This is a genomic window from Arthrobacter sp. SRS-W-1-2016, from assembly GCF_002009585.1.
Classification (GTDB): Bacteria; Actinomycetota; Actinomycetes; order Actinomycetales; family Micrococcaceae; genus Arthrobacter; species Arthrobacter bambusae_A.
The window spans coordinates 1-21,050 of sequence record NZ_MTPV01000075.1 but is presented as its reverse complement, the minus strand read 5'-3'; the positions used below and the strand labels follow the sequence as shown (position 1 = coordinate 21,050).

Annotated in this window: 22 protein-coding genes and 1 pseudogene; 13 read left to right on the top strand and 10 right to left on the bottom strand. The window is 65.1% G+C overall.

Going from position 1 to position 21,050, the window contains the following annotated elements; genetic code table 11:
• Positions 1-150 precede the first annotated feature (150 nt).
• The 3 genes and pseudogenes from BMF89_RS20305 to BMF89_RS22215 all read left to right on the top strand — a co-directional run bounded on the left by BMF89_RS20305 (position 151) and on the right by BMF89_RS22215 (position 3,894).
• Positions 151-803, top strand: a pseudogene (locus BMF89_RS20305) (putative sulfate exporter family transporter).
• Between the two features lie 4 nt (positions 804-807).
• Positions 808-3,447, top strand: a complete 2,640-nt coding sequence (gene pepN, locus BMF89_RS20300) for an aminopeptidase N (RefSeq protein ID WP_078108849.1) — start codon at positions 808-810, stop codon at positions 3,445-3,447.
• Between the two features lie 108 nt (positions 3,448-3,555).
• Positions 3,556-3,894, top strand: coding sequence for a hypothetical protein (locus BMF89_RS22215; RefSeq protein WP_216353861.1), 339 nt, complete (start codon positions 3,556-3,558; stop codon positions 3,892-3,894).
• A gap of 195 nt (positions 3,895-4,089) precedes the next feature.
• Here BMF89_RS22215 and BMF89_RS20295 read toward each other — a convergent pair whose 3' ends face one another.
• From BMF89_RS20295 to BMF89_RS20275, 5 genes are all read right to left on the bottom strand, one after another.
• Entirely contained in the window at positions 4,090-5,178 is a 1,089-nt protein-coding gene (locus tag BMF89_RS20295; protein ID WP_171983570.1) for a biotin/lipoate A/B protein ligase family protein, read from the bottom strand.
• A gap of 90 nt (positions 5,179-5,268) precedes the next feature.
• Positions 5,269-5,526, bottom strand: a complete 258-nt coding sequence (locus BMF89_RS20290; protein WP_009358283.1) for a type B 50S ribosomal protein L31 — start codon at positions 5,524-5,526, stop codon at positions 5,269-5,271.
• 140 nt (positions 5,527-5,666) lie between these two features.
• On the bottom strand, positions 5,667-6,476 hold the full coding sequence (locus BMF89_RS20285) for an RNA methyltransferase (RefSeq protein WP_078108847.1): 810 nt from the start codon (positions 6,474-6,476) through the stop codon (positions 5,667-5,669).
• A 6-nt stretch (positions 6,477-6,482) separates the two neighbouring features.
• The gene (locus BMF89_RS20280) at positions 6,483-7,268 is read right to left on the bottom strand and encodes a sulfite exporter TauE/SafE family protein (RefSeq protein ID WP_078108846.1); all 786 of its coding nucleotides are present in this window, start codon (positions 7,266-7,268) and stop codon (positions 6,483-6,485) included.
• An 18-nt stretch (positions 7,269-7,286) separates the two neighbouring features.
• Positions 7,287-8,072 (bottom strand): ABC transporter ATP-binding protein, encoded by a 786-nt coding sequence (locus tag BMF89_RS20275; protein ID WP_059389255.1) that lies wholly within the window; start codon positions 8,070-8,072, stop codon positions 7,287-7,289.
• Positions 8,073-8,197: 125 nt separating this feature from the next.
• Here BMF89_RS20275 and serB point away from each other — a divergent pair, with 125 nt between their 5' ends.
• Positions 8,198-9,091, top strand: coding sequence for a phosphoserine phosphatase SerB (serB, locus tag BMF89_RS20270; protein ID WP_078108845.1), 894 nt, complete (start codon positions 8,198-8,200; stop codon positions 9,089-9,091).
• An 81-nt stretch (positions 9,092-9,172) separates the two neighbouring features.
• On the opposite strand, the gene BMF89_RS20265 is transcribed toward serB, so the two are convergent.
• Complete coding sequence (locus BMF89_RS20265; RefSeq protein ID WP_078108844.1) at positions 9,173-9,925, bottom strand: SDR family oxidoreductase; 753 nt, start codon at positions 9,923-9,925, stop codon at positions 9,173-9,175.
• Between the two features lie 106 nt (positions 9,926-10,031).
• Positions 10,032-10,757 carry a beta-ketoacyl-ACP reductase gene (locus tag BMF89_RS20260; protein ID WP_078108843.1) on the bottom strand — a complete coding sequence of 242 codons (726 nt, stop codon included), beginning with the start codon at positions 10,755-10,757 and terminating at the stop codon, positions 10,032-10,034.
• Positions 10,758-10,910: 153 nt separating this feature from the next.
• On the opposite strand from BMF89_RS20260, the gene BMF89_RS20255 reads away from it, so the two are divergent.
• Genes BMF89_RS20255 through BMF89_RS20235 form a run of 5 tightly spaced genes read left to right on the top strand, consistent with a single transcriptional unit; the run spans position 10,911 to position 13,517 of the window.
• Entirely contained in the window at positions 10,911-11,426 is a 516-nt protein-coding gene (locus BMF89_RS20255; RefSeq protein ID WP_078108842.1) for a DUF3099 domain-containing protein, read from the top strand.
• Positions 11,423-11,701 (top strand): hypothetical protein, encoded by a 279-nt coding sequence (locus BMF89_RS20250; protein WP_078108841.1) that lies wholly within the window; start codon positions 11,423-11,425, stop codon positions 11,699-11,701. The genes BMF89_RS20255 and BMF89_RS20250 overlap by 4 nt, the downstream gene beginning before the upstream one ends.
• Entirely contained in the window at positions 11,702-12,565 is an 864-nt protein-coding gene (locus tag BMF89_RS20245; RefSeq protein WP_078108840.1) for an SURF1 family protein, read from the top strand. It begins immediately after the preceding gene.
• Positions 12,549-13,034 (top strand): YbaK/EbsC family protein, encoded by a 486-nt coding sequence (locus BMF89_RS20240; RefSeq protein ID WP_078108839.1) that lies wholly within the window; start codon positions 12,549-12,551, stop codon positions 13,032-13,034. The genes BMF89_RS20245 and BMF89_RS20240 overlap by 17 nt, the downstream gene beginning before the upstream one ends.
• A 39-nt stretch (positions 13,035-13,073) precedes the next feature.
• Positions 13,074-13,517 (top strand): SRPBCC domain-containing protein, encoded by a 444-nt coding sequence (locus tag BMF89_RS20235; protein WP_078108838.1) that lies wholly within the window; start codon positions 13,074-13,076, stop codon positions 13,515-13,517.
• A gap of 9 nt (positions 13,518-13,526) precedes the next feature.
• Here BMF89_RS20235 and abc-f read toward each other — a convergent pair whose 3' ends face one another.
• Complete coding sequence (abc-f, locus tag BMF89_RS20230; protein WP_078108837.1) at positions 13,527-15,125, bottom strand: ribosomal protection-like ABC-F family protein; 1,599 nt, start codon at positions 15,123-15,125, stop codon at positions 13,527-13,529.
• Between the two features lie 224 nt (positions 15,126-15,349).
• Here abc-f and BMF89_RS20225 point away from each other — a divergent pair, with 224 nt between their 5' ends.
• The 4 genes from BMF89_RS20225 to BMF89_RS20210 all read left to right on the top strand — a co-directional run bounded on the left by BMF89_RS20225 (position 15,350) and on the right by BMF89_RS20210 (position 18,250).
• Positions 15,350-16,111, top strand: a complete 762-nt coding sequence (locus BMF89_RS20225; RefSeq protein WP_216353860.1) for a hypothetical protein — start codon at positions 15,350-15,352, stop codon at positions 16,109-16,111.
• A 154-nt stretch (positions 16,112-16,265) separates the two neighbouring features.
• Complete coding sequence (locus BMF89_RS20220; RefSeq protein WP_078108836.1) at positions 16,266-16,880, top strand: biotin transporter BioY; 615 nt, start codon at positions 16,266-16,268, stop codon at positions 16,878-16,880.
• 18 nt (positions 16,881-16,898) lie between these two features.
• Positions 16,899-17,630, top strand: a complete 732-nt coding sequence (locus BMF89_RS20215; RefSeq protein WP_078108835.1) for an ABC transporter ATP-binding protein — start codon at positions 16,899-16,901, stop codon at positions 17,628-17,630.
• Positions 17,627-18,250, top strand: coding sequence for an energy-coupling factor transporter transmembrane component T (locus BMF89_RS20210; protein ID WP_078108834.1), 624 nt, complete (start codon positions 17,627-17,629; stop codon positions 18,248-18,250). Before BMF89_RS20215 ends, BMF89_RS20210 begins: the two co-directional genes overlap by 4 nt.
• On the opposite strand, the gene BMF89_RS20205 is transcribed toward BMF89_RS20210, so the two are convergent.
• Together BMF89_RS20205 and BMF89_RS20200 are read right to left on the bottom strand one after the other, a co-directional pair.
• Complete coding sequence (locus tag BMF89_RS20205; RefSeq protein WP_078108833.1) at positions 18,247-19,416, bottom strand: thiolase family protein; 1,170 nt, start codon at positions 19,414-19,416, stop codon at positions 18,247-18,249. The genes BMF89_RS20210 and BMF89_RS20205 overlap by 4 nt on opposite strands.
• Before the next feature lie 40 nt (positions 19,417-19,456).
• Positions 19,457-20,863, bottom strand: coding sequence for an AMP-binding protein (locus BMF89_RS20200; RefSeq protein ID WP_078108866.1), 1,407 nt, complete (start codon positions 20,861-20,863; stop codon positions 19,457-19,459).
• Positions 20,864-21,050 lie beyond the last annotated feature (187 nt).

Here is a 21,050-nt window from a genome sequence, read left to right as displayed (position 1 = left end):
CTTTTCGATTACGAACGCATTTCGCGTTCTGCATGTTGCGACACCAGGTGTGAACCCGGTTCGCATTTCAGCGCCTGCATGCATCAAGGTTGACGCATGCAGCCCAAGCGTTTTCCGATCCCCGTCTCCCGATGGGGAGCCGGGATCGTCATGGCGGTGGCAGCCACCGGACTTGCCTTCAGTGTCCATGCCCTGCTTCCCCCCATCCCTGCCATGACAGCCGCTGTAGCGCTGGGTTTGTTAGCTGCAAATATACCGGGCACAGCAACCTGGGCTGCCGGACGCGCCCGCCCGGGCCTCGACTTCGCCGCCAAGCGCCACATGCGGGCAGGCATCGTGTTGCTGGGACTGAAGGTCAGCGTTGTGGATGTCCTCAACCTCGGCTGGTTTGCGCTCGTCCTGATCGCCGCCGTCGTGCTCCTCAGTTTCGCGGGCACCTACGGGCTGGCCCGGCTGGTAAAGCTTCCGCGCGATGGCGCCCTCCTGATAGCCACCGGCTTCTCCATTGCGGGGCCTCGGCGATCGGAGCGATGGCCGCGGTGCGCCGCATCAAACACCAGGACACGGTCCTGCCCGTTGCCCTGGTGACCGTGCGTTCCGTGGGCTGGCCGGGCCCTGGCGTGCTGGACGCCGCGGGAGGGCTCCAGGACATCCTGCCCGCCTCGGCCTTGTTCGGGCTGGGTTCCGCGGTCCGCGTCCGCACCCTGTTGCACACTGGCGGCCGTGCCGTGCTCGTAGCGCTTGGCTCCTGGTTCCTTATCGCCCTCCTGGGCTTGGGTGCGGTATTGCTCATGATTAGATAGCGGGGTGTCGAATCACAACTTGGCGCGCGCCGAAGCCGCCACCCGTTCAGCCCTGATCAGCACCCACAGCTACGACGTCTCCCTTGACGTCCGCGGAGCCGCCGATGCCGCCGTGCCAGGGTACACGAGCCGCAGCGTCATCAACTTCTCCGCGGAGCCCGGCTCCTCCACGTTCCTGGATTTCATCCACGGCGGCGTGCACAGCGTCTTCCTCAACGGAAAAGGACTCGACGTCGCCGAGGTGGTGGACGGCGACAGGATCCACCTCAACAATCTCCAGGCCGAAAACCAGGTCACGGTCACCGGAACCGCCCTGTACAGCAGATCCGGCGAGGGCATGCACCGCTTCGTCGACCCCGCCGACGGGCAGTGCTACCTCTACACGCAATACGAACCGGCGGACGCCCGCCGCGTCTTCGCGAACTTCGAGCAGCCGGACCTGAAGGCCGAATTCACCTTCCACGTCATGGCACCCTCCGCCTGGCAGGTGGCTTCGAACGGCGCCGAGGTCTCCCGGACGCAATTGACGAGCGATCCGGCCACGAGCCGCTGGGACTTCGCCACCACCAAGCGGATGTCCACCTACATCACCACCGTTCTCGCCGGTCCCTATTTCCGCGCCGAGGACCACTGGAGCACGACGCTCGACGACGGGACGAACCTTGAGGTTCCGCTGGCGCTCTATTGCCGCGCATCCATGCAGGAGTCCTTCGACGCCGCGGAACTTTTCCGGCTGACGAAGAACGGCTTGGACTTCTTCAACGATCTCTTCGACTACCCGTACCCGTGGGGCAAGTACGATCAGGCGTTCGTGCCGGAGTACAACCTCGGCGCGATGGAAAATCCCGGGCTCGTCACCTTCACGGAGAAGTACGTCTTCACCTCGCGGGCCACCGATGCCCAGTACCAGGCCCGCGCCAACACCCTCATGCACGAGATGGCCCACATGTGGTTCGGCGACCTCGTGACCATGACTTGGTGGGACGACCTTTGGCTCAAGGAATCCTTCGCCGACTACATGGGCACACTCGGCGTGGACAAGGCCACGGACTGGGACAGCGCGTGGGTGAATTTCGCGAACAAGCGCAAGTCCTGGGCGTACCTGCAGGACCAGTTGCCCACCACCCACCCGATCGTCGCGGACATTCCGGACCTGGAAGCCGCCAAGCAGAACTTCGACGGCATTACTTATGCCAAGGGCGCATCCGTGCTCAAGCAATTGGTGGCCTACGTTGGTTTCGAGGCGTTCATTGCCGGCTCGCGGCGCTACTTCAAGGATCATGAGTACGGCAACACCTCGCTCGCCGACCTCCTCGAAGCCCTGGGCGCGGCATCCGGCCGAGACCTTGGAACCTGGGCCCGGCAATGGCTGCAGACCTCGGGCATCTCCACCCTTGCGGCGGAGATCTCGGGGAATGGCGATGCCATGGCGGCGGTCACCCTGCGGCAGGACTCCGTGGATCCCGTCACGGGCAAGCAGGAACACCGGCCGCATAGGCTCAGGATCGGCCTTTACAACTTTGACGACGACGGCCGGTTGCTCCGCACGGAGGGCATCGAGCTCGACGCCGACGGTGCCGACACCCCCGTCGCGGAACTCGCGGGCAAACCGCGCCCGGCCCTCCTTCTCGTCAACGACGAGGACCTCAGCTATGCCAAGGTCCGCCTGGATGCGGAGTCCGAAGCAACGGTACGTTCCTCCCTGGACCGCCTCAGCGACCCCATGGCCCGGGCCTTGTGCTGGACTGCTTTGTGGGATTCGGCGCGCGACGCCGTCACTCCGGCGGCGCTGTACGTCACCGCCGTCGAACGCTTCGCCCCGGCCGAACCGGGAATCGGCGTCCTCCTCAACGTCCTGGGCAACGCGGTGACCGCCGTCGAGCGTTACGTCCCTGCTCCGCAGCGCGATGAGGTCCGGAAGGGCCTGATGGCGGCTAGCGCGATGCAGCTGCGGACCTCCCAGCCGGGTTCCGACCAGCAACTCGCGTGGGCCAGGACCCTGGCGGAGTTGTCGCGCCATGACGGCGCGTATGTTGAGTACTTCCGCGGCATTCTCTCCGGAAGCGTGACAGTGGACGGCCTCACGGTGGATGCGGATCTCCGGTGGAGCCTGTGGCAAGCATTGGCAGCCAACGGAGCGGCCACGCTCTCGGAACTGGATGCCGAGCTAGCCGTGGACCGCACCGCGTCGGGACGCGAAGGCCATGCCCTGGCCGCCGCTGCCCGTCCGAATGCCGACGTCAAGACGGCCGCATGGAATGCCGCCGTCAACGACACCGGGCTCTCCAATGAGATTCTGAGCGCGACCATCGCAGGCTTCGCACTTGCACCGTCCGGGCTCCTGGATGGCTTCACGGAACCGTACTTCACCTGCTTGGAGGATGTCTGGCAGTCCCGGAGCATCGAGATCGCAAGCCGGATTGTGCGGGGCTTGTTCCCCGCAACCCAGGACCTGCGGGACGGCATGGCTCCGGCAGATCATCCGGTGCTCCGGCGCACGGACGAGTGGCTGAGCGCCCACACGGCGGCTCCGCGCGGGCTCCGGCGCATCGTCATCGAGCAGCGAAGCCACTTGTTCCGGGCCCTGACGGCCCAAGCCGCAGGAGCTTCGCAACAAGAAACCGAAGCGCCGCAAGAGGGCTGAGCCGGGTGCCGGCGTTGACGAGCCAGCCTTGAACCAAGGAGATCGCGGGCGTCGTCTTTAGATGCAAAGCCCGGCGCCCCGCATGGGCCTTGCTTGAGGACGGTCACTATGAAGATTCCTCGCCCCCTGCTCGCCGGCGCGGCGCTGGGCACCAGCCTTTTGCTCGGAGGCTGCTTCGGCGGACAACCCGCCGCTCCGGCACCTGCAAGCCCGCCGGCGAGCACAACGCCCGCCCCAAGCGCGCCGTCTCCTGCACCGACGGCGACGCCGGTCGCGCCCCCTGCTACCCCGCCCGCCGTCGTTCCACCCCCAGCGCCGCCAACCGTCGTTCCGCCTCCAGCACAGGCGCCACCCCGGATGGTTCCGCCGCCCCCGCAGCACCCCAATGGAGGCGACCGCGACGGCGACGACCACAGCGGACCGGACGACGGCGATGGAAACCGGTAGCGCACCGGGCCGGCACCGGGGTCCTTTCAGTCTGGCCGATGCGAGTCCTGCCGAACGCGACCCGGCAGCGTATCCGCGACTGTGTCGTCGTCAACGGCAGACCTGCGGGTCTACCTCGTGGCTGCTTCGGCCGACTCATGGCCGCTCCACGGTCCGGTCCTGGAACAGGCAGTGGACGCGTATCAAGCCAAGTGACTAAGGAACACGGTGCAGCCATTCTTCGGTACCGAACTTTGACTGCACCCGTTCCCGGGCTATTGCCAGTTCGGCGTCGGTGATGCTGGACTCCGTGGCGCCGTAGCGCTCGGTGAAAACCTCCTGCATGGCTTCGATGATGTCCGTCCGCGCCAGTCCGGTTTGCCGCCGGAGCGGATCGACGCGCTTCTTTGCGCTGCGGGTTCCTTTGTCGGAGAGCTTTTCCTTGCCGATGCGCAGGACCTCGACCATCTTGTCGGCGTCGATGTCATAGCTCATGGTGACGTGGTGCAGCATTCCGCCGTTGGCGAGGCGCTTTTGCGCGGCGCCGCCGATCTTGCCTTGCTCGGTGGCGATGTCATTGAGCGGGACGTAGAACGCCGAAATGCCCAGTTTTTCCAAAGCGGCCATGACCCACGCATCCAGGAAGGCATAGGAATCGGCAAAACTGATGCCATCCGCCAGGCTCTGCGGCACATAAAGCGAATAGGTGATGCAGTTCCCGGCTTCCATGAACATGGCTCCCCCGCCGCTGATGCGACGGACCACCGTGATTCCGTGGCGCGCCACGCCGTCGGGATCCACCTCGTTGCGGTAGGACTGGAAGCTGCCGATCACCACTGACGGCTCTTCCCAGTCCCAGAAGCGCAAGGTGGGGCTGCGGAGTCCGGCCCCGACCTGCTCGGTGAGGACCTCGTCCAACGCGACGTTGAGGTGCGTGGGAAGGACCGACGGCGGGATGACCTCCCATTGGTGGTCCGCCCACCCGCTGGCCTTGGACAGCGCCCTGCGGACAGCGACGGCGACCGCGTCGGCTGAGAAGCCGAACAGGACAGTGTCCGCGCGCAATGCGGCGGAGACGGCTGCGGAGATCTCCACCGGCGTCGAACTTTCCGGAAGGCCCGTGAGCGCCCGGTTGATGTCCAGGAGAGCCTCGTCCGGTTCCAGGAAGAAGTCCCCGCTGAGCGAAACATGCGCGAACCGCCCGTCCACGACGTCGAGGTCGATCACCACGAGCTTGCCGCCGGGGACCTTGTACTCGCCATGGAGCCGGGGTTCGGCATGTTGGAATGCCATGCTGGAAGTCATGGCTTCCATCCTGCCGGAAAACGCAAAAGCCCGCAGCCACCGGAGGTCCGGCGGGTGCGGGCTTTCACAGAAGCTTGGAGGTGAAGTTGATTACTTCTTGCCGCCGAAGCCCTTGAAGCGAGCGTTGAAGCGCTCGACGCGGCCTGCAGAGTCCATGATGCGCTGCTTGCCCGTGTAGAACGGGTGGGACTCCGAGGAGATTTCGACGTCGATGACCGGGTAGGTGTTGCCGTCTTCCCACTCGATGGTCTTGGAAGAAGACACGGTGGACTTGGTCAGGAACTTGACGCCGGAAGCCAGGTCGTTGAATACAACAGCTTCGTACTTCGGGTGGATATCAGACTTCATAATGGGACCTTTTGTTCACGCAGCTGGATTTTGCCAGCTGCCAGGTATGAATGGATTCGGTCCGCGCACTGAAACAGATACCCAGTGCCGGGCCAACAATCAATCATAGCGGAAACCGCACCTTGCTTGAACCAACCGCGTCAGTCGCGCGGGCGCAGTTCCCAGAAGGCCACGGCCGAGGCGGCAGCGACGTTGAGCGAGTCGACGCCCGCGCGCATGGGAATCCTTACGGCGAGGTCGACGGCGGCGAGCGTCTCCGGGCTCATGCCCGCGCCTTCGGTGCCGAGGACGAGGGCGAGCTTTCCGGGATTGCTGGCGGCAAGATCGTCGAGGTCCACTGCGTCGTCAGTCAGCTCCATGGCGGCGACGGTGAAGCCCTGCTCTTTGAGCCGTTCAAGGTCACCCGGCCAGGACTCGAGCCGCGCCCAGGGAACCTGGAACACAGTGCCCATGCTCACCCGGACGCTGCGGCGGTACAGGGGATCCCCGCAGCGCGGGGACACGAGCACGGCGTCCACTCCGAGCGCGGCCGCGGAACGGAAGATGGCGCCGACATTCGTGTGGTCGACGACGTCCTCGAGGACCGCCACGCGCTGTGCCCCGGCCAGGAGTTCCTCAAGGGGCACCGGCGCGGGCCGATGCATGGCAGCCATGGCACCGCGGTGCAGATGGAATCCCGTGATTTCCTCGAGCAGGGAAGCCTTGCCGATATAGACCGGTACCTCGGGGAACTGCTGGAAAACGTCGTCGAGGTCTTCCAGCCATTTCTCCGCCAGGAAGAAGGAACGGGGCTGGTGCCCGGCCGCGAGGGCGCGTCTCAGCACCCGTGACGACTCTGCGATGTACATGCCTTCGACGGGCTCGCGGAGCTTGCGGAGGTGGACATCCGTCAGTTGGGTGTAGTCGGCAACACGCGGGTCGTCAGCGGTTTCGAGGTAGTGGAAGGTCACGGGTTCCTATTTCAGCAGGTTGGCGATCATGAAGCCGAGGGCCACGATGCCGAGCGCGAAGATTACGATGCGCAGCGCGAGGGGCTTCAAACGCCGTCCCACTTTGGAGCCCACCAGTCCGCCGATCAATGAACTGACCGCGATGACGGCCACGACAGGCCATTCGATCCGGCCAAAGGCAAACAGGAGGTAGGAGCAGGCTGCCACCACGTTGACGGCCAACACAAGGATGTTCTTCATGGCGTTGGCGTTTTGGATGGTGCCCGTCATGAAGACACCCAGAATGCCGACCAGCAGGATGCCCTGGGCCGCCACGAAATAGCCGCCATAGACCCCGGCGAGGTACACCAGGACCACCAGGACCACGGTGTGGCGCTTGTCGTGGATGGCGTGCTCGGGGTTGCCTGCCCGGTCCTGAACCCACCGTTGGAGTCTGGGCTGGAAGAGCACCATGAGCAGCGCGACGACGATCAGGATGGGGGCGGCGTAGTAAAAGACCTTCTCCGGGAGGTGCAGCAGCAGCCAGGCACCCGTGATCCCGCCAAGGAGCGACGCCGGCAAGAGGCGCAGCAGTTGCCTGCCCCTGCCCTTGAGTTCGTGGCGGTAGCCCCAGGCTCCTGTCACGTTGCCTGCGACAAGCCCCATGGCGTTGCTGATGGTCGCCGTGACGGGTGCGTAGCCGAGGGCAATGAGGACCGGGAACGTCACGAGCGTGCCGGAGCCGACAACGCTGTTGATGGTTCCGGCCCACAAGCCCGCGAAAAAGACCAGGATGCCGCTAAGGATCTCCACTGATTCTCGCTGCCCGGCCTAGCGGCGGGCGGTGGCCGTGTAGCGGCCTGAGTTCTCGGTCACGTCCAGGGGCAGGCCGAAGGTGTTGCTGAGGTGTTCTGCTGTCAGGACTTCCTCGATGGGTCCCGCGGCAACCACGCCGCCGTCGCGAAGCAGCATCGCGTGGGTGAATCCCGGAGGAACTTCTTCAAGGTGGTGGGTCACGAGGACCATGGCGGGAGCGTCCTCGTCGCGGGCGAGCTCACCCAGCTTGTGGACGAGCTCTTCGCGTCCGCCAAGGTCCAGGCCCGCGGCCGGCTCGTCGAGCAGGAGCAGCTCAGGATCGGTCATGAGCGCCCTGGCGATCTGAACCCGCTTGCGCTCACCTTCGGAAAGCGAGGAGAAGGAGCGGTTCAACAGCGGGCCCATCCCCCACTCGTTGAGAAGGCCGAAGGCGCGGCGCTCGTCGTCGCGCTCGTATCCTTCGCGCCAGCGGCCGGTTACGCCATAAGCGGCGGTGACCACAACGTTCAGCACGTTTTCCTGCTCCGGGATCTGGGTGGCCAAGGCTGCGGAGGAAAGGCCGATGCGCGGGCGGAGCTCGAAGACGTCCACGCGGCCCAGTGTCTCGTCAAGGATCCCGGCTTTCCCGCTCGTGGGGTGCATCCGGGCGGCAGCGATCTGGAGAAGAGTGGTCTTGCCGGCACCGTTGGGACCGAGGATGACCCAGCGCTCGCCTTCATTGACCTGCCAGTCAACCTTGTCCAACAGGGTCTTGGTACCTCGGACAACACTGACGGAAGCCAATTCCAGAACATCACTCATAGGAGTAGACACTAGGACAAAAACAGGGGCGATAGATAACTGGAACTCCGGTCACATGGTTTGCGCGATGGCGTGAATGAAACACGAGTTCGGGCGGCGGTTCCCCGCTCGCTAAGATTGCAGCCATGAGTTCGAACTTGACCGCCGTCAGCTATGGCGTGAATCTGTCCCTTCCGGAGCTTGAACACCTGCGCGAGGTGCTGTCCGGTTCGGGGGCTTCCCTCACGTCGGAGTCGCAATCCGGCGACGAACGCTTCGGGGTCTACACCATGGGCCTGGCCGTTGACGGGGCTACTGTCGCAGACTTGTCAGGCATCCGGCGCAGGGTCTCCGAGGCCGCGGCACCGGGCATGGACACCGCGATCGTCACCGACGCACTGCGTGACGCTTCGCGCAAGCTCCTGATCATGGATGTGGACTCCACCCTGATCCAGCAGGAAGTGATCGAACTGCTGGCCGCACACGCCGGGAAACGCGAAGAAGTAGCGGCCGTGACGGAGGCCGCGATGCGCGGCGAACTGGACTTCGCACAAAGCCTCCATGCCCGGGTGGCGGTCCTTGCAGGCCTGCCGTCCGCCGTCGTCGACGCCGTCCGCGCCGAGGTCCGCCTGAGCGAGGGTGCCGCGGAACTCGTGGCCGCTTTCAAGGCAGCCGGCCATACGGTGGCGGTGGTGTCCGGCGGCTTCAACCAGATCCTGCGGCCCATCGCTGAGGAACTCGGCCTGGACTACTGGATCGCCAATGAACTTGAGATCGTTGACGGCTTCCTGACGGGCAAGGTGCTTGGCGACGTGATCGACCGCGCCGCGAAGGAGAAGTACCTTCGCGAGTGGGCAGCGGCCGAGGGAATCGACTTGGAGCACACCATCGCGGTGGGCGACGGCGCCAATGACCTCGACATGCTGGGCACGGCGGGCATCGGTGTGGCGTTCAACGCCAAGCCTGCCGTCCGGGCGGTAGCCGATGCCGCCATCAACATGCCGTACCTGGACGCGGTCCGCCATATCGCCGGCGTTTAGGCGGCATTTCACACGCAACGAAAGAGCGGCCGGGACCGGGTATTTCAGAGACAGTCCCGGCCGCTCTTTCGTGTTTGCAACCTAAAAAGCGCTCCTGCCGAAGTAGTCGGCGCCGCCGACGTATTCGGTGTGGCCGCTCTCAACGTCGGCCGTGGCCATCTTCGCCACCTCGGCGGCGAATTCCTCCACCGAGTACAGCTTGCCTGCCTCGGCCCGGCGGGCCTCAATGGCGCCCGGGTTGGAGCGGTCCAGCAGGGTCGCAGTCACGGTGCCTTCGATCATGTCACCGGAAACCACCACGAGCGAGATGCCCTTGTCGGCAAGGTGCGGAAGCAGTTCACGCAGTGCGTCTTCGCCGGCGCGCTTGCTGCGGGCTACGGGCTCGTACTCGGGCATCGTGGGAACGGTCTCGACGAAGTGCGCCTGGTGGCTCGTGACGAACACCACGCGGGAACCCTCCGGCATCAGCGGAACAGCGGCGTTGAGCATGTTGATCTGGGCGTCGCGGTTCAGCTTGAGGGCGTAGTCCTCTTCCATGCCGGATTCCATGCCGCCGGAAGCGTTGAGCACGAGGACGTTCAGCGAACCGAATTCCTCCATGGCCGCGCTGGCCAGCGCCTGGACGCCTTCCTGGGTGGTCAGGTCCGCGCCGACGGCGACAGCACGGCCACCGGCCGCTTGGATCTCGCCCACTACCTTGTTGGCCCGGGGGGCCTTCTGGCGGTAGTTGACGACGACGGCAGCGCCCTCGCCGGCCAGGATCTTGGCTACTTCAGCGCCGATGCCGCGCGAAGAACCGGTGACGATTGCCGTCTTGTTGTCCAGCAGTCCCATTCGTGCTCCTTTATTCAAAGCGTCCAACTTGTTCAAAACATCCGACTTGTGCAAAACATCCACGTTCCATAAGTCCCGAGTCAATCATGCCAGCGGGATTGGTGATCTAGTGCCCCATGCCCAGGCCGCCATCCACGGGGATGACAGCACCGGAGATGTATGCGGCTTCATCGCTGGCGATCCACCGGACCACGTTGGCGACCTCGGATGCCTCGGCGAAGCGGCCTGCCGGAACACTCGCCAAATAGGCTTTCTGGGTGTCCTCGGGAAGCTCCGCGGTCATGTCCGTGTTGATGAAACCCGGTGCCACCACGTTCGCGGTGATCCCCCGGCTGCCAAGCTCCCGGGTGAGGGAACGGGCGATGCCCACCATGCCCGCCTTCGAGGCCGAGTAATTGATCTGTCCCGGGGCACCGTAGAGCCCCGACACGGAAGAGATCAACACAACCCGCCCCTTGCGCAAACGGATCATGCCCTTCGATGCACGCTTGATGACCCGGAAGGCACCCGTGAGGTTGGTGTCGATGACGGATGTGAAATCGTCCTCGCTCATGCGCAGGAGAAGCGTGTCCTTGGTGATTCCGGCGTTGGCTACCAAAACCTCGACAGGCCCGTGGGCCGCCTCGACTTCCTTGAACGCGGCATCGAGGGAGGCCTCGTCGGTCACATCTGCCTTGACGCCGAGGATGCCCTCGGGAAGGGGTGTTTCGCTGCGGTAGGTCACGGCAACTTTGTCGCCGTTGGCGAGGAATGCCTCTGCGATAGCCAGGCCGATGCCGCGGTTTCCGCCCGTGATCAGGACACTGCGGGCGTTTGATACTGCTTCAGACATGCTGGTCTCCAGAGTTCCGCGGCAGCAATATGCCGCTTGAAAGTGGGTGATTTCCTGCATCGATCTTAGCCGCCGCGAGACCGTGGCCGCGGGTAGCTGCGCCCGGCGCGGTTTGGGAGGCCCGTTCCGGGGTGAGAGAATTGAGGGGAGCCGTTGGAGCGTGATGAATCAGCCGTGACAAGAGATAGCAGTCCCCTGCAGGCGCCAGGGGATCCGGACGCCGTTTCGGGTGACCCCGTGGTGCACAGCATTACCGACGCCGCTGCCGCCCACTCGGACGACATGCGCGAACGGATGATCAAGTACGCCGTGGCGATGGGTATCCGCTTGGTGTGCCTCATCCTCATTTTCGTGGTCGACGGCTGGTTCAAGATCATCGCCGTTGCCGGTGCCGTGTTCCTGCCCTGGATTGCCGTGGTGATCGCCAACGGCAGCGACAAAGCCGAAGTCCACAGCGATGCCTTGTTGGACTATGTCCCGGCCGTGGAGCTGGAAGCGTCGCCTGCAGAAGAAGGGGAACCGCCCGCGGCGCCCGTCACCGTTTTGCAGGGCGAACTCATCGACGACGACACTGGCGGCGAGGACGCTACCGCCCCGGAACCCGATGACTACACCGGCGGCGTAAAACGCACGTATCCGTTCAGCGGGGAAGAACAGGCGGCTTCATGAACATCTTCACTTTGGGCGGGCTGGGGCTGGAGAATGAACAGCACGCCGGGCCCGATGGCTCGCCTGCGGCTGTATGTTCGCGCAAGGCATGCCGCGCGGCTGCCACGTGGCAGCTCCTGTGGAACAATCCCCGTATCCATACTCCGGAGCGCCGCAAGGTGTGGTTGTCCTGCGATGAGCACCGGGAATGGTTGGAGGACTACTTGCAGACCCGAGGCCTGTGGAAAGAGACAGTACCTTTCGACAAGACCACTGACACAGGCGAGGCCCGCTGAATGTATCGTTTTCTTTTTTCCAGCAAGTGGCTGGGCTACTTCGTCCTGGCCCTGGTCTTTGCCACCGGCTGCGTTTTGCTGGGCCGCTGGCAGATGGACCGCAGGGCAGAGACCTTGGCGGAAATCAATCGAGTCGTCAACAACTACTCGGCCACCCCCCTTCCCTTTTCGGCTGCCAAGGCACAGTTCCAATCATTGGACCCTGAACGGGAATGGGCGCAGGTGGAACTCCATGGGAGCTATGACGTTTCGGGCCAACGCGTTGTCCGTAACCGTCCCCTCAATGGCCAACCCGGATACGAGGTAGTGGTCCCGTTCCGCTTGTCGAGCGGCGACGCCGTAGTGGTGGACCGCGGGTGGCTGCCCATCGGAAACAAAACTCCCGGCCACCCGGACAGCATCCCGGCCCCGCCGGCCGGCGACGTCACCGTCGTCGTACGTTTGCAGGCTTCGGAAGCCGACCTGGGCCGCGGCGCGGTAGACGGCCAGTTGCAATCGATCGATCTTCCTGCCTACGCCGCGGAACTTCATTACCCCATCTTGACCGGCGCCTACGGGCAGTTGGCCTCGGAATCGCCGGCTGCCCAGGTGATGCCCGCGCCGTTCGCCAAACCGGCCACGGACGAGGGCACCCACCTCTCCTACTCCTTGCAATGGTTCGCCTTCGGCGTGCTGATGTTCGTGGGTTTCGGCTACGCGGCGAGGCAACAGGCGCGGAACGCGCTGATCGACGCCCAGGACGAAGAAGAGGAAGAGGAAGAACTCAGCGCGATGCCTCGTCGCAAGGCACCCGCACCCCGGAAATCGAAGCGGCCGACGGCCGAAGAAGAGGAAGACGCGATCCTGGATGCACAAGGGTACTGAAGCGGCCCCCGCCCCCGTCCTGAATGTGAAGTCGGCGCTGACCGCCGCCGGCGCGCAAGACACGGTGCGGACTTTCGACGACGAAGTCCCCACCGCGGCTGCGGCAGCATCCTTGCTCGGTTGCGATGTTGCGGCCATCGCCAACAGCCTGGTCTTCGAACTTGACGGTGCACCCCTGCTGATCCTCGCGAGCGGGGCCGCGAAGGTGGACACCGCCCTCGTGGCAGCCTCCCTGGGAACAGCCAGGATCCGCCGTGCCAGCCCTGAGTTCGTGCTGGAGCACACCGGCCAAGCCGTGGGCGGCGTAGCCCCCCTTGGACACCCGCAGCCCATACGAACGATCCTCGACATCTCGCTCCAGGAGCACCCACTACTTTGGGCCGGCGCGGGTGACCATAACTCGATGTTCTCCATCAGCTACGGCGAACTCCAACGGATTACGGCCGCCCAGCCCCTGAAGGTCCGCTGAGGCGTTGATCCGGCCCGCCCTGCGGCTAGGCTGGTGAGCATGGCTGAATACACCTACGTCACGTACATCGAAGGAACCCCGGACCAGATTTGGACGGCCCTGACGGATGCAGCCCAAAGCGCCGAGTACTGGGGCCATGCCAATGTCTCGGACTGGAAGGCAGGTTCACGCTGGGAGCACCAGCGCACGGATGGCTCGGGAACTGCCGACGTCGTGGGAACCATCCTCGAAGCGACGCCGCCGGCGCGCCTCGTGAACACGTGGGAGGATCCCTCGGTTCCGGAGGTGGTGAAGCCCGATGTGGTCACTTTCACCATCGAATCACATGACGGCATTGCCCGGCTCACCGTCCATCACAGGAACATTGCCGACGACGAACAGCTCGCCATTGCGAGCCGCGGCTGGTCGGCGGTCCTGTCGAATCTGAAAAGCTACATCGAACTAGGCCGCCCGCTTGCCTCCGTGCCGTGGGAAATGCCCTGACCCGCTCCCCTAAGCGAGGGTGATGAGGTCCAGGTAGTCTTCGTTCCAGTGGTCCTCGACGCCGTCCGGAAGCAAGACGACGCGTTCCGGGTTCAGCGCCGCCACGGCGCCTTCATCGTGGCTGACGAGGACGACGGCACCGGAATAGTTCCGCAGGGCACCGAGGATCTCGGCGCGGCTGGCGGGGTCGAGGTTGTTGGTGGGCTCGTCCAGGAGCAGCACGTTGGCGCTCGAGGCCACGATCGTGGCGAGGGCCAGTCGCGTCTTCTCACCGCCGGAAAGCACGCCAGCCGGCTTGTCGACGTCGTCGCCCGAGAACAGGAAGGAACCGAGGATCCCGCGGACCTCCGCGTCCTTCATGTCCGGAGCGGATGAACGCATGTTCTCCAGCACGGTGCGGTCGTGGTCCAGGGTTTCGTGTTCCTGGGCGTAGTAGCCCACTTTGAGCCCGTGGCCCGGGACGATGTCGCCGGTGTCGGGCTTGTCCACCCCGGCGAGCATCCGCAGGAGGGTGGTCTTGCCTGCACCGTTGAGCCCCAGGATGACCACCTTGGAGCCGCGGTCGATTGCCAGGTCCACGTCGGTGAAGATTTCCAGGGAGCCGTAGGACTTGCTCAGCCCTTCTGCCGTGAGCGGAGTCTTGCCGCACGGAGCTGGATCCGGGAAACGCAAGGCTGCCACGCGGTCATTCTCGCGGACTGCTTCGAGGCCCCCGAGCAGCCGCTCGGCACGCTTCGCCATGTTTTGCGCCGCGACGGCCTTGGTGGCCTTGGCACGCATCTTGTTGGCCTGGTCCATGAGGACCTGGGCCTTCTTCTCGGCATTGGCGCGTTCGCGCTTGCGGGCGCGTTCATCGGTTTCGCGCTGTTGCAGGTAGCGCTTCCAACCCATGTTGTAGAAGTCGATCTGCGCCCTGTTGGCGTCCAGGTGGTAAACCTTGTTGACCGTCGCCTCGAGGAGCTCCACGTCGTGGCTGATCACAATCAGCCCGCCCTGGTGGCCCTTGAGGAAGTCGCGGAGCCAGGTGATGGAGTCTGCGTCAAGGTGGTTGGTGGGTTCGTCCAGGAGAAGGGTCTCGGCGTCCGAGTAAAGGATCCGGGCCAGTTCCACGCGGCGGCGCTGGCCGCCGGAGAGGGTCTTGAGCGGCTGGTTCAGGAGCCGCTCGGGAAGAGCCAGGTTGGAGGAAATAGCAGCAGCCTCGGCCTCGGCCGCGTAACCGCCTCCTGCGAGGAACTCGGCCTCGAGACGGTCGTAGCGGTTCATGGCTTTGCGCTGAACGGTGGCGTCCTCGCTGGACATGTCCGTCTGCGCCTGCTTCAGCTTTCCCACCACCACGTCGAGCCCGCGGGCGGAAAGGATGCGGTCGCGCGCCAGCTGCTCCATGTCCGGAGTCCTCGGATCCTGGGGCAAGTAGCCGATTTCACCGCTGCGGGCGACTTTGCCCGCAGCGGGCAGTCCCTCGCCGGCAAGGACTCGGGTGAGGGTCGTTTTGCCCGCACCGTTCCGTCCCACCAGACCGATTTTGTCCCCCTTGTCCACGCGGAAGCTCACCTGGTCCATGAGCAGGCGGGCGCCGGCGCGCAGTTCGAGTTCCTGGACGGTAATCAATTCGGGGGATGCCTTTCAATGGGGAACACCCGCAGCACCGGAGGTCACGGCGCGGCTGAAGTGGAAGGGCCGAACAAACGGCCTTTACGATTCTACCGCCCGCAAGGTCCCACACTCGCCAGCGGCGAGGGCGGGCGCGGACGATCAGGAAATAGTAAGTACCCTTGCTACTATTTTCGGCGCGTGGTTAGGTGAAGGTAGGACAATTGCGAGGGAGGCTCTCGATGAGCAGTACAGCAGGATCCGATGGCAAGCACGTCCGGGCCGAGCGCGCCCACGATGAAGTCCCATACGCCGCTGAACCACGGAACGAGCGGGTAGGTGATGTGCGTGGAAGCGGCTCCGGTTACGTGGACGAAACGAGCAGCTATCCGGTAGTTCCAGCCGCTACCGACCCCGCCGCAGCCACCCGCGAGACCGTCATCGCCCGCGAAAAGGAGCAGTTCGGCGGAATCAAGATCGGCTCCGCCTTTTTCGGCTGGCTGACCGCCACCGGAATGGCAGTGCTTTTGGTCGCCCTCCTCGCAGCCGCGGGGATCGCCGTCGGACTCGCCAACAACGCGAACGTCAGTGATGCGGCGAACCTCGCGTCATCGCAGCCCGTGGGCATCGCGGGGATCATCGCGCTCTTGGTGATCCTGTTCCTCTCCTATTATTGCGGCGGCTACGTTGCCGGACGCATGGCCCGGTTCAACGGCGTCAGGCAAGGATTCATGGTCTGGTTTTGGGCGGTTATCGTCGCCGTGCTGGTGGCCTTGCTGGGCTTGTTCGCCGGACCGCGGTTCAATATCCTCGCCAGCGTGAACAGCTTCCCGAGGATTCCGGTGAATGAGGGACAGCTCAGCACCATCGGCATCGTCGCCGCCATCGTGGTGGCAGCAGTGACCCTCATCGCCGCGGCATTGGGAGGACTCGCCGGTATGCATTACCACCGCAAGGTGGACCGCGCGGGCTTCACCCCGGCTGCCGAGGATGTCGAAGCTTAGCCAGGACTCCGCCCGCGAGCAGCACCGCCTTTGTACCTAGGGCCCAAGGCCTTGTGGTGCTGCTCGTGGACACCCTACAAAATTCCGTGTCAGGCTGCTCTGTAGTGTCGGTTTCAGGGATTCACCCGCCCCCAAGGCAGAGACAGGACACACCATGAGCAGCACCGAAACCGCATCCACGCGACGAACCTCCCCCCGCACCCGCTGGACGTCCACGGACATCGGCCTCATCGCGGTATTCGCGGCCCTCGTGGCCGCCTCAACGCTGATTCCGGGTATTCCGGTCGGCGCACTCGGCGTGCCGATCACCCTGCAGACCCTCACCGTCATCCTGACCGGCCTCGTGCTCGGCGGCGGGCGCGGTTTTGCCGCCGTCGGCCTTTACACCCTGCTCGGTTTCGCGGGACTGCCGATCTTCAGCGGGGGTCGCAGCGGGCTTGGTATCCTGGCGACACCGTCGGCCGGATACATCATTGCGTTTCCGCTGGCGGCGGCCGCAACCGGCTGGTTGGCGGCCATCGTGATCCGCAAGACCGTCAAGTACCGCACCGTTTTCCTGTTTGCCGCGGCGATGGCCAGCACCATCGTCCTCATCCACGGCCTCGGAGTGCTTGGCTTCATGGTCAACGGCAAGTTCGACTTCGCCAAGGCGTTCCTGGCCGACCTGCCTTACTACCCCGGGGACATCATCAAGAACGTCCTGGCGGCGATCATTGCGGTCTCGCTACACAAGGCGTTCCCGGACATCCTGGTCCGCCGCGTCAAATAGAGCGGGCACAATCAGTAGATGAACACCATCATTCTCAGCGAAGTCTCTGTGCATGTAGCCGTTGATGGCAGTCCGGCGCCCAAGACTTTGCTGCGGGACGTCTCCTTGGAACTCACCGAGCAACGCATCGCGGTCATCGGGGCCAACGGCTCGGGAAAATCCACCTTGCTGCGCTTGCTCAACGGCCTGGTGGCTCCCAGCGAAGGCACCGTCAGCGTCAACGGCGCAGACAGCGTTCGGGACGTTCGCCAGGTCCGCAGCCAGGTGGGCTTCGTCTTCACCGATCCCTTGTCGCAGTTGGTCATGCCGACCGGCCGGGAAGACGTGGAACTCTCCCTGCGGCGCTCCATCAAGAACTCGACAGAACGTGCTGCCCGTGCGGAAGCCGTGCTGGAACGGTTCGGGATCCTGGACCTCGCCGATCAGAGTATTTATGAGCTCTCCGGCGGAGAACGCCAACTGCTCGCCCTCGCGGCCGTCCTCGCGGTGGACCCTGCCGTGCTGGTCCTCGACGAACCTTCGACCCTGCTGGACTTGCGCAACCGGGAGCTGCTCAGGCGGACCCTTGCGGGCCTGGAGCAACAGATCATCATGTCCACCCACGATCTCGACCTTGCCCTCGAAGCGGATCGCGCCCTCGTGGTGGATTGCGGACGGATAGTGTTCGACGGCGGAGCAACCGCCGCCGTCGAACACTACCGCGCGCTGTGCGCGGCTGAATCCCCGCAGGACAAGGTGGAGGCGACGTGAGGGGCCACGGGGTCCTGATCCCCAACTATGTGCGGGGCGACTCGATCGTGCACCGCACTCCCCTATGGCTCAAGTTCCTGCTGGTTGCCGGCTGCGGCCTCGCGTCGTTCCTCATTGTCGATTGGCTTGTCTCGGCAGTGGTCCTCGCAGTGATGTGCGGGCTTTTCCTGCTGAGCGGGGCGGGCTTCAAACGGCTCGGGCGCTCCGTGTGGCTCGTAACGCCCATCCTCCTTGCGATCGGCGCTTTCCAGTGGTGGCAACTGGGCGGCCCTGTCGCCGCGCGGATTGTGCTCAATGTGCTTGTCTGCGTCGTGGCGGCGTCGGTACTGACGGTCACGACTCCCGTGCAAGCATTGCTGGACGGAGTGGTGGCCCTGTCCAAGCCGTTCAAGCGTTTCGGAGCGGACCCTGAGCGCTTCGCGCTGACCATCGCTATCATGCTGCGCAGCCTTCCATTCATCGCCGGCGCATTTTCCGATGTCCGCGACTCAGCCCGGGCGCGCGGCCTTGAACGCAATCCCCGCGCCCTGGTGTTGCCGGTATTCATCACCACGGTTGCCTATGCCCGGCAGACCGGCGATGCCCTGGCCGCGCGCGGCCTTGGCGACGCCGAAGACTAATCGCCCTGCAACTGCGCGTAGCGGAACATCGCCGCGGTGCCCATTCCGCCTGCGATGCTGATCATCGCCAGCGCCAGGCTCTCCCGGCCCGGTTGCGCTCCGGCCATCCTGCGCGCCTGGGCCAGCAGCCGCGTCACCAGTACAGCCCCGGACGCACCGTAAGCGTGTCCCAGGGCCAACGCGCCGCCGTCGAGGTTCGCCCGTGCCGGTTCCACTCCCAGCGCGCCAAGGCACGCGAGGGTCTGCGAAGCAAAAGCCTCGTTGAATTCCACGAGGTCCAGTTCCCCGGGTTCAAGACCAAGCTCCGCCAGCAAGCGCTTGGCCGCCACTGACGCCCCGATGCCCAGCAGTTCCGGGTCCACGCCCGCGGTGTCACAGCCCAGGACCAGCAGTCCGTCGGCGGCGCCCAGTTGACGTGCCCGCTCCAGTGAGGTGATCACGACGGCGGAGGCCGCGTCGGCGTCGAAGCACGAGTTTCCGGCCGTCACAGTGCCGCCCGGTACGAATGCCGGCGGGAAGCGGGCCATGAGTACGGCCTTGAGTGAAGCCCGCGGTCCGTCATCCGCTTGCACCACGGCGTCTCCTGCTTGCACGGGGACAATTTCGGGGGCAAATGCGCCGGCGGCACCGGCAGCGACGGCGCGCTGGTGACTCCGCAACGCGAACTCGTCTTGTTGTCCGCGGCTGACGCCACACTCCCGCGCTACGTTTTCAGCGGCCACCCCCATGTCCGGGTCCCCGAACCCGGGCGGCACGAAGGTGGCGCGGGTGTAGAAGTCCGGCTCGCCGTCGGGGTCTTGGTTCCGCCTGGCACGTAAGGGAGCGGTACTGATGCTCTCCACTCCCCCGGCGAGGAAGACGCCATTACCGCCGGCGACCACGAGACGGGACGCCAGCGCGATGGCGTCGAGTCCAGAGCCGCACTGTCGGTCCACGGTCAGTCCGGGAACTTCCACCGGCAGTCCGGCGTCCAAGGCGGCATACCGGGCCAGGTTTCCGCCGCCACCCACAGCATTGCCGATCACGACGTCGTTCACGTCCGAGCCGGCAATACCCGTTGCTGTCAGCAGTGAGCGCAGGACCGGGGAGAGGAGTTCTTCGGCGCGCAGCGCCTTCAGTTGTCCGTTGGCCCGGCAAACGGGTGTACGCAGGGCAGCGATGATCACGGGTTGGCGCGAAGGGTCCGGCCCTGTGAGCGGATCACGGCTAGGCAAGGGGCTTCGCCCGCGGATCGTTGTTCTCAATCCAGTCGAGCAACATCCGGCGGCTGACCTTCCCGCGGTCCGTCACCGGCAATTCCGACAGCGCGAAATACCGCTGGGGCCGCTTGTCCCGGGCGAGCAGGCCGTCCAGGCCTGTCTTGACCTGTGTTGCCGTTACCGAACCGTACGCTGGAACGATTCCGGCCACGACTTTCTGGCCACGGACATCATCGAGCATTCCGGCCGCGACGGCCGCCGAGACTCCCGGGACCGATGCCAAGGCAAGTTCCACCTCGTGGGGATAGACGTTCCTCCCGGAGGTGATGATCATGTCGGACCGGCGGCCGAGGATATGCAAGACACCGGAGTCCACGTAGCCTTGGTCCCCCACCGTGTACCAACCGTCAAGGCAGCGCAGCGCCTGGCCGTCGTCGCCCCACAAATACCCGTTGCTGACCATGCCGGAGCGGACGCAGATGTTCCCGTCGGTCCCGTCGGGCAGCTCCGCGCCGCCGTCGTCCATGATTCTGAGTTCGACGCCGGGAAACGGTCCGCCGATTCCGGTGCCACCGGCGTCGAGCGGCTCCCCGGCAGCAAGCCGCGTTCCGGAAACGAAGCTGAGCTCTGACGCACCGTAGTACTCGAAGATTGCCGCGTTCGGTGCCCACCGCCTCGCCGCATCCAGGGTGCGGGCGTCCAGCTTTGAGCCCGCGCAGATAATGCTGCGCACGCCGGATGCGTCCACTCCTCCAGCCAGGCCGCGTTCGCTCAGGAGGCGCAGCATCGTAGGCACGAGGACCAGTCGGGTGACGCCGTCGTAGCCGATGGCTGCATGGGCATCGCCGACGTCGAAGGTCTCCAAGGTGTAGAAAGGCGCCCCGGCATAAAGGCATTCCGACAGAGCATACAGGTTCAAGCTCGCGGACAGCGGCCCCGGCGCGAGCGTCCTGTCCTCGGGGGTCAGCCCGAAGAACTCGATGGAGGCGTCAAACGAGACCTGCCATGATCGCCGTGAACGGGTGAAGGCTTTGGGAACGGACGTCGTTCCGGACGTCAGGCCGATCAGGAACGTGGAGTCCGGACCGCCGTCTGACAGCTTGTCGCCTGTGGCGGTCGGGCCGGTGGCGGGCCTGCCTTGTCCGATCCTCTCGGTGACCTCATCGATCATGGCGCGCGGCCACAACGGGTCCAGCACGGCGCAGCAACGCTCGCCGGCGACCGCGGCCGTGTAGGACACCACGAAGTCCAGCGAATTCGCTTCGGCGAGTACCGCCGTCGCGGGCGTCCCGCCCAGGCGCAAGGCTGCGGCGTCCCGAAGGTCAGCCCAGCTGAGCCGCTTGCCGCCGACGACGACGGCGGTGTCGTCGGGGCGCTCACCGGCCCAGAGCTGAAGTTTGTCCAGGAAAGGCATCATCGAATTTTAGCCCCTGCCGCGGGTACGCGCCGTTCTATGACGCTGTGCGGGAACGACGACGGGCGGGGCCCCCGCCCCGGGGGGGGGCGCCCCGGGGGGGTTGGGGGGGGTGGGGGGGGGGCGCCCCGGGCCCCCGCGGGGGGGTGGGGCCGGCGGGGAAGCCGCGGGGCCACCCGGGGCGCGG

Excerpts from the sequence above, each read along its gene's own strand:
- BMF89_RS20215 (WP_078108835.1), top strand. The coding sequence starts at position 16,899 with ATGAACACCATCATTCTCAGCGAAGTCTCTGTGCATGTAGCCGTTGAT.
- BMF89_RS22215 (WP_216353861.1), top strand. The coding sequence starts at position 3,556 with ATGAAGATTCCTCGCCCCCTGCTCGCCGGCGCGGCGCTGGGCACCAGC.
- BMF89_RS20275 (WP_059389255.1), bottom strand. The coding sequence starts at position 8,072 with ATGAGTGATGTTCTGGAATTGGCTTCCGTCAGTGTTGTCCGAGGTACC.
- BMF89_RS20295 (WP_171983570.1), bottom strand. The coding sequence starts at position 5,178 with ATGACTTCCAGCATGGCATTCCAACATGCCGAACCCCGGCTCCATGGC.
- BMF89_RS20245 (WP_078108840.1), top strand. The coding sequence starts at position 11,702 with ATGTATCGTTTTCTTTTTTCCAGCAAGTGGCTGGGCTACTTCGTCCTG.
- BMF89_RS20220 (WP_078108836.1), top strand. The coding sequence starts at position 16,266 with ATGAGCAGCACCGAAACCGCATCCACGCGACGAACCTCCCCCCGCACC.
- BMF89_RS20225 (WP_216353860.1), top strand. The coding sequence starts at position 15,350 with ATGAGCAGTACAGCAGGATCCGATGGCAAGCACGTCCGGGCCGAGCGC.
- BMF89_RS20240 (WP_078108839.1), top strand. The coding sequence starts at position 12,549 with ATGCACAAGGGTACTGAAGCGGCCCCCGCCCCCGTCCTGAATGTGAAG.
- BMF89_RS20200 (WP_078108866.1), bottom strand. The coding sequence starts at position 20,863 with ATGCCTTTCCTGGACAAACTTCAGCTCTGGGCCGGTGAGCGCCCCGAC.
- BMF89_RS20235 (WP_078108838.1), top strand. The coding sequence starts at position 13,074 with ATGGCTGAATACACCTACGTCACGTACATCGAAGGAACCCCGGACCAG.
- BMF89_RS20265 (WP_078108844.1), bottom strand. The coding sequence starts at position 9,925 with ATGGGACTGCTGGACAACAAGACGGCAATCGTCACCGGTTCTTCGCGC.
- BMF89_RS20250 (WP_078108841.1), top strand. The coding sequence starts at position 11,423 with ATGAACATCTTCACTTTGGGCGGGCTGGGGCTGGAGAATGAACAGCAC.
- BMF89_RS20290 (WP_009358283.1), bottom strand. The coding sequence starts at position 5,526 with ATGAAGTCTGATATCCACCCGAAGTACGAAGCTGTTGTATTCAACGAC.
- serB (WP_078108845.1), top strand. The coding sequence starts at position 8,198 with ATGAGTTCGAACTTGACCGCCGTCAGCTATGGCGTGAATCTGTCCCTT.
- BMF89_RS20260 (WP_078108843.1), bottom strand. The coding sequence starts at position 10,757 with ATGTCTGAAGCAGTATCAAACGCCCGCAGTGTCCTGATCACGGGCGGA.